Origin of the sequence: Pseudoalteromonas sp. S558, from assembly GCF_005886635.1 — a bacterium.
Taxonomy (GTDB): domain Bacteria; phylum Pseudomonadota; class Gammaproteobacteria; order Enterobacterales; family Alteromonadaceae; genus Pseudoalteromonas; species Pseudoalteromonas aliena.
In genome coordinates, this window is the sequence record NZ_PNDU01000295.1 from 1 (window position 1) to 6,731 (window position 6,731).

The 6,731-nt window shown below is 37.9% G+C and carries 6 protein-coding genes; 2 read left to right on the top strand and 4 right to left on the bottom strand.

What is annotated here, in order from left to right:
• Positions 1-173: 173 nt before the first annotated feature.
• From CWB66_RS17390 to CWB66_RS17405, 4 genes are all read right to left on the bottom strand, one after another.
• A complete protein-coding gene (locus CWB66_RS17390) occupies positions 174-440 on the bottom strand; it encodes a hypothetical protein (protein WP_138586354.1) in 267 nt (88 codons plus the stop codon).
• 371 nt (positions 441-811) lie between these two features.
• A complete protein-coding gene (locus CWB66_RS17395; RefSeq protein WP_138586359.1) occupies positions 812-2,020 on the bottom strand; it encodes an ABC transporter permease in 1,209 nt (402 codons plus the stop codon).
• Positions 2,013-2,801 (bottom strand): ABC transporter ATP-binding protein, encoded by a 789-nt coding sequence (locus CWB66_RS17400; RefSeq protein ID WP_138586355.1) that lies wholly within the window; start codon positions 2,799-2,801, stop codon positions 2,013-2,015. Before CWB66_RS17400 ends, CWB66_RS17395 begins: the two co-directional genes overlap by 8 nt.
• The gene (locus tag CWB66_RS17405) at positions 2,798-3,610 is read right to left on the bottom strand and encodes a DUF3025 domain-containing protein (protein ID WP_138586356.1); all 813 of its coding nucleotides are present in this window, start codon (positions 3,608-3,610) and stop codon (positions 2,798-2,800) included. Before CWB66_RS17405 ends, CWB66_RS17400 begins: the two co-directional genes overlap by 4 nt.
• Positions 3,611-3,728: 118 nt before the next feature.
• Here CWB66_RS17405 and CWB66_RS17410 point away from each other — a divergent pair, with 118 nt between their 5' ends.
• Together CWB66_RS17410 and CWB66_RS17415 are read left to right on the top strand one after the other, a co-directional pair.
• Entirely contained in the window at positions 3,729-5,354 is a 1,626-nt protein-coding gene (locus tag CWB66_RS17410) for a M28 family metallopeptidase (RefSeq protein WP_138586357.1), read from the top strand.
• 160 nt (positions 5,355-5,514) lie between these two features.
• Positions 5,515-6,690, top strand: a complete 1,176-nt coding sequence (locus tag CWB66_RS17415) for a putative manganese transporter (RefSeq protein WP_138586358.1) — start codon at positions 5,515-5,517, stop codon at positions 6,688-6,690.
• Positions 6,691-6,731 lie beyond the last annotated feature (41 nt).

The window sequence follows — 6,731 nt, forward strand, 5'->3', positions numbered from 1 at the left end:
ATAGGCGATAACGCAGCATAAAGACCAAACATGCGCTGCCCAAAAGGTTCTTTCTAGGGACGATTAACTTTTTGTTGCTCGGTTTTTACTTAGCCCACTAGGTTACAAAACTCACGCCGCGATTAAATCGCCCCTAGATTGAACAAACTTCAATCCACACAGGTCAACACGCCCTAGAGATTTATTTTTTGAAAGTACGTTTTAAGTTTTATAAGCCCCGACTCAAGCTCAAACTTTTGTATTTTGGGGTTTTTAAACTTAAAGCCGTTTGAAATATGCGTATTAATCATAGTAGCCATACCCTCAAAGCCCTCTGGCGCAGTGGTAATTAAGTCATTTAACAATGGCTGAATAAGTGGTTGATGATCTTCTATGAAAGTCGGATTTTCGTATATATCGTAAATAAGGTTAGTTAGTGTTTGTTGGTTTTGTTGTTCCATAATAATTTCTATTAGCCCTATTATTGGGGTTAACAGCTCCTTTTGAGTTTAATAGCGCATTCCATTAGTAAAAATTGAACCTAACTACTCAAATCATTAAAGTAATTAGAGCTAATATTTAATCATATTTTTCTAGAGATATACCAGTTTCTTTTTGCTATTTTTAGCATAAACTCATTTGGCATAGATTACATAGAGTTTTTTCATGAGTACTAGTCGCTTAAATTACTCATGGCAATAACAATCAGAGTTGAAGGTAGTGACAATACGCGAACAGTATCGGCTTTTTAACATCTTTTTTCTCTTTAATTAAAAATATAAAAGGTAGCGAAGGCTACCTTTCATAACTTGCTTACCAATTTAAAAACACGCTATCTAAACAAAACATCTTCACGATTAAACCATTTAACACAAAATGCCAAAAGCGCTGCCGCTATAATTGCTGTTGCTAAAAAGATTAAACCAACAAACGTGTAATCTACAGTGCCCTTTACTATTTCTTTAATTGCTAAAGCTACATTTGTAACAGGAATAAATGCTGTTTTGGCATTAAGTTCCATATTTGGCATTATTGAAATAATAATAGGGAAAAATACACCCATGCTAAGTGGAGCCATATAGTTTTGTGCTTCTTTAAACGTACGTGCATAAATAGAAATAGCCAGCGCTAAGGCCGAAAATATAGCAGCAATTGGCAAAAGTAATACAAATATCATCAGTAAATCGCTAACTGCTAATGTACTAAACGCGGCTTTGATGAAATCTAAATCTGCAAATGCTAATGCAAGTGCAACCCAAACGCCCATACTTAAAACGGTTATGGTTGTACTAGCAATAGAGGTTGTTAACAACGTAATAAATTTACCGAGTACTAGTTCAGTCCGCGTAATCGGCGTCAATAATAATGTTTCAAGAGTGCCACGCTCTTTCTCGCCCGCGCCCAAGTCGATTGCAGGATATGTAGCGCCCATTAAAACTAATGGAATAAGTAAATATGGTAAAAATCCACCGATTTTTTCACCCAAATTTTCACGTTTATCTGCTGTATCAACTTTAACGACTTCGATTGGATTTAAAATGGCTTTTTGCGTTGACTCATTAACACCAAAGCTAAGTAACTTTTCCTTTTGCAACACATCACTGTATTCTTTTGCAAGTTCTTTTACGCGCTCAAATAAAAAGTTAATAGATTTAGCATCATTAAAAACAATTTCCCACTTACTTTGCTTGCCGTTATTAAGTGTTTGCTGTGCTTGGCTTGGTAGGTAGATACCCATATCAATATCGCCGGTGATAACGCCAGCCTTGAGTTCTTCAATCGTATTAAAAGTTTTAGTTCCTTTATATAACTCGAAACTTTTGTGATAAAACACTTTATCTGTAAACTCTTGTGCATATTGGCCATTAATAATTACATAGGTATTTACTTTTTGCTCTGCATCAAGCGCGGCTTGCGAGCTCATAAACGCCATCACAGCAAATATCAGTGGGAAAATAGCAACAGGCAATGCAACAACGAATAGTAGTGTTTTTTTATCACGTAGTAATTCTCTTAATTCCTTTTTAAATACCTCAAACATCATGCTTCTCCGTTAATATATTCATAAACGCTTGGTTTAATTCGTCACTGTTACCTGCTTTTCTAAACTCATCAACAGTGCCATCAAAACAGCTTATACCTTCATTAATAACCGCAACACGGTCACATAATAACGCGACTTCGTCTAAGTGATGGGTCGAAAAAATAACGGGTGTCCCTTGTGCTTTTAAACCTTTAATAAATTCAATGACGGTTTGTGTAGTCATAATATCTAAACCCGTTGTTGGCTCATCGAGTACAACTACTGCTGGGCGATGAACAACTGCACGGGCTATATTCGCTTTTTGTTTCATACCCGTTGATAAGTTTTCAGCTCGCTTATCTATAAACTTATGCATATCGAGTAAAGTGAATAACTCTTCACAACGCGAGGCTATATCATTTTTTTTCATGCCGTGAAGTTTGGCAAAATATTCTATATTTTCTTTTACGGTTAAACGCCCGTACAAACCGGTAGAGCCAGATAAAAAGCCAATAGATTTGCGACCTAACAATGGCTTTTTAACTATGTCGTTACCTGCAATAGTGATGCTGCCTTCATCTGGTTTCAATGCCGTTGATAACATCCGTAACGTGGTTGTTTTGCCCGCGCCATTAGGACCTAATAAACCAAGTACTTCGCCTTTTGCGCAGCTAAAACTAACGTTACGTACTGAATGAAAATAATCTTTGTCTTCGCGGGGATCTATCTCGTCGACTTTATTCTTTTTATGGTCTTTCGTTAGCTTAAATTTCTTTTTAAGCCCAGCAACTTCTATCATGCTCGTGTCCTTCGTTTCGGTCTAAAGTAGTCCGTATTGTTATAAAATGCTTCATCTGTATTTTCATCATGCCAACCAGGCACACCTAATAATGGTAATGGTGAAAGTTGTTTATTATCGGCTAAACAATTATCGGTTTTAATCATCTCATAAAGGGCTTGATCTAGGTACTGGTATTGAGTTACTAAATCTTTACAAAATATTTCATCCGGTACAAAAACAAATAAAGCTTTGCCCGTTAAACCTATATAAGGCTTAGTTAGCATTTCGTAATTTGCATGACCAAACATAAATGGCTGTATAGTTTTACCCCATTCACTTCTGTGCTCAACAAATGCAGTTTTCCATTGATGATCGCAAAGCCACTGCGGCCATTTACTCTCACTAATAGCTAATACAACACCGCATTCATCAAAAAGTGTTAATGCATTTCTGTGCTTGGTGCGATGTTGTAAGCCATGCTCAGCAATATCTTGCACATGTCTTTGGTTTATAAGTGCTTTAGTTTTAGGGAACAAACACCAAATAAAGCCGCCAAATAGATCATGCCAATTTTCTGTGCGTGTGGGCACTTCGCCAGTTTCAAAAATAACTTGCTCATAGTAACGATCGCCAAACTCTATTTTTGCATCGTCAATAAACCGTATCGGTAGATTATTTTCATTAATGGCATTTAGGTATGGGGCAAACCACTGTGGTGTTGGCCAGCTTATTTGCTCATCAATTTTAAAAAGAGTATTTAGATGCAAAAATGCACCACTTTGCAGACTACTTGGCTGCCACTGCTCCGGGGGGGTAAAACGTTTCATTGTTATTAGTTACTTACTCGTTTATGCCTTAAACTTTACAACAGTTTACCGCAAAAACTGGTTCTACTTAATAGAAGTTAATATACTTACGAGAACTTAAAACAAGAAACGAGCTGATATGAAACGTTATTTCTCTCTTACTTTACTTGCTGGTGCTATTTTAGCTGGCTGTGCAACATCACGTATTACTCCTACCGACATAACCAATGGTTATAACAGTATCCAAGCGAATGAACTGGCTGAGCATATAAAAGTACTCGCATCAGACGAATTTGGTGGCCGTGCTCCTTCATCACCTGGCGAAAAGCTAACGCTTGATTATTTAACTGCGCAGTTTAAAGCTTTAGGCTTAGAGCCTGGTAATGGCGACAGTTACTTACAAGAAGTGCCATTGGTTTCTTTAGAAGCAGATTCGAACATGGTGCTAAATATTGGTGGTAAAGACTATCAATATAAAAAAGACATGGTTATGGGTAGCAGCCGAATAAGCGCACAAGAAGGCATAGAAAATTCTGAACTCGTATTTGTGGGCTACGGCGTTAATGCACCTGAGTACAATTGGAATGACTACGAAGGGTTAGACGTTAAAGGCAAAACAGTTGTAATGTTGGTTAACGATCCGGGCTTTGCTACAAAAGATCCAGCCTTATTCACTGGCGATGCAATGACTTATTATGGTCGTTGGACGTATAAATACGAAGAAGCAAGTCGACAAGGAGCTGCAGGCGCTATTATTATTCATGAAACAGCACCTGCATCTTACCCGTGGTCAGTCGTTGAAAACTCTTGGAGCGGCGAGCAGTTTGGTTTTCAAAAAGAAAACAACAACATGGACCGTGTTGCAGTCGAAGGTTGGGTTACAACTGAGGTTGCAAAAGAGCTGTTTACTAAAGCGGGATTAGATTTTGATACAGCTAAAGAAAACGCTGCAAAAAGTGCTTACCATGTTGACATGGGCGACTTAACTGCTTCTGTTAATGTTAAAAACACCATTAAAAAATCAGTATCATATAACTTTATTGCTACTTTACCGGGAAGCGAGCAACCAGATGAGCATGTTATTTACTCAGCTCATTGGGATCACTTAGGTACAGACAAAACACGTAAAGGCGATCAAATTTATAATGGTGCTCACGACAACGCAACGGGCACCGCTGGGCTAATCGAAGTAGCTGAAGCCTTTACAAAATTACCTAAGCACCCTAGCCGCTCAATGACATTTTTAGCGGTAACCGCTGAAGAGCAAGGCTTATTAGGCTCTAAATACTATGCAGCAAATCCAGTGATTGCAGCTAATAAAACAGTCGCTAACATAAACATGGATAGCTTAAATTTATTAGGCAAAGTAAAAGACATGAATGTGGTGGGTATTGGTAAATCACAAATGGATGAGTTTTTAGAAACTGCGGCTAAAGAGCAAGGCAGAACAATATCAGGCGATCCTAAACCATCATCAGGTGGCTATTACCGCTCTGATCACTTTGCATTTGCTAACATGGGTATTCCGGCCATGTACGCAGGTGGCGGCACTGTGGCTGCTGATGAAGAAACGGCTAATTACCGTAAACGTATGAGCTTAGTACTTCGCGGTTGTTACCATCAGCCATGCGACCGTTACCGCGACGAATGGGATCTCTCGGGTGCGGTTCAAGACTTACAATTATTTTATAAAGTAGGTTTTGATATTTCTGAGCAAAAGCAATGGCCAACGTGGAATACAAACTCTGAATTTCAGCGTAATTAGCCCAATTTAATCACAGCCTTAATTCAAATTTAAACTAACTTAGATTTGGCTATCGAAAAACTCAAACAGAGTAATCGATTTAAATAGATACAAATGATATTGATTATCATTTAGTGAATAGTATACAGTGTGACCTAGTTAATTTATTAGGTCGCATTGTATGATTTCACTCCCTCACATTGGTTTTATTACTCCTGCCTCAAAACGATTTTTGAGCCAAAATAAACGCTTACTGCTGCCTTTATTTATTTTAACTTGCCTTGTAATACCGCAATTACGCGAAATAACAATGACCGCACTAAGTGATGCATTTTTTCAAGTAAGTGTGTTTGTTGCTGCTACCCTTTTAATTTATTACTACGCTATAGAACACTTACCTCAATTAGAGCTTAGTTATTTAAGCGCGAAATCATCGGTTCTAGAAATTAGCTTTGCAGCGGTTTTAGGTGCATTACCTGGCTGCGGTGGAGCTATTATTGTGGTTACTCAATTTACAAAAGGCCAAGCAAGCTTTGGTGCTATTGTTGCTGTGCTAACAGCTACAATGGGCGATGCAGCATTTTTATTACTTGCTACCCGCCCTACTGAAGGCTTATTAATTATGGGAATAGGGTTAGTTGTGGGTACATTCAGTGGTTTACTGGTCAATACAATACACAAAAAAGAATTTTTACGCCCAACAGCGCAAGAACAAAAGCACCAAATTAAAATACTCTCAACTAACATTATTAAAATCAGTAAACCGGTTTGGATGGTAGCAATTATCCCAAGCCTTATAATTGCCTTTTTGATTGCGTTTAATGTTGATTTTTCACAGTTTGGTTCAAGCACTAGCACTGTAATTACGCTATTTGGTGCATTAATGGCTTTATTTATTGTTAGTATTTGGGCACTTTCGTCAAGAGGTGAAAGCTATCAAGAAGTAACGTCAGAGGACGATGCATGTAACCCCCCTTCTAAAATAATAAAAGTATTACAAGATACCCATTTTGTAACGGCATGGGTTGTAGCGTCATTCATGCTATTTGAGATTTTAATTAACATTGCAGGACTTGACTTAAAAACGTGGTTTGTACATTACGCCTATTTAGCACCGCTTATTGCAGTGCTTATTGGATTTTTACCCGGTTGTGGCCCGCAAATAATTGTTACAACACTTTATATTCAAGGCATTATTCCTTTTAGTGCTTTAACGGGGAACGCTATTTCTAATGATGGGGATGCTCTATTTCCAGCAATTGCAATGGCTCCCAAGGCTGCAGTTATAGCAACGCTTTATACATCTATTCCCGCTTTACTGGTAGGTTATGGACTCTATTTTTTGGTTGAAATCTAAAAATAGACTGTAAATACTAAGCACAAAAAAGCTCAGCAATT

Bases quoted from the DNA above. Each gene is read 5' to 3' on its own strand.
- CWB66_RS17390 (WP_138586354.1), bottom strand. From the start codon at position 440: ATGGAACAACAAAACCAACAAACACTAACTAACCTTATTTACGATATA.
- CWB66_RS17395 (WP_138586359.1), bottom strand. From the start codon at position 2,020: ATGTTTGAGGTATTTAAAAAGGAATTAAGAGAATTACTACGTGATAAA.
- CWB66_RS17400 (WP_138586355.1), bottom strand. From the start codon at position 2,801: ATGATAGAAGTTGCTGGGCTTAAAAAGAAATTTAAGCTAACGAAAGAC.
- CWB66_RS17405 (WP_138586356.1), bottom strand. From the start codon at position 3,610: ATGAAACGTTTTACCCCCCCGGAGCAGTGGCAGCCAAGTAGTCTGCAA.
- CWB66_RS17410 (WP_138586357.1), top strand. From the start codon at position 3,729: ATGAAACGTTATTTCTCTCTTACTTTACTTGCTGGTGCTATTTTAGCT.
- CWB66_RS17415 (WP_138586358.1), top strand. From the start codon at position 5,515: ATGATTTCACTCCCTCACATTGGTTTTATTACTCCTGCCTCAAAACGA.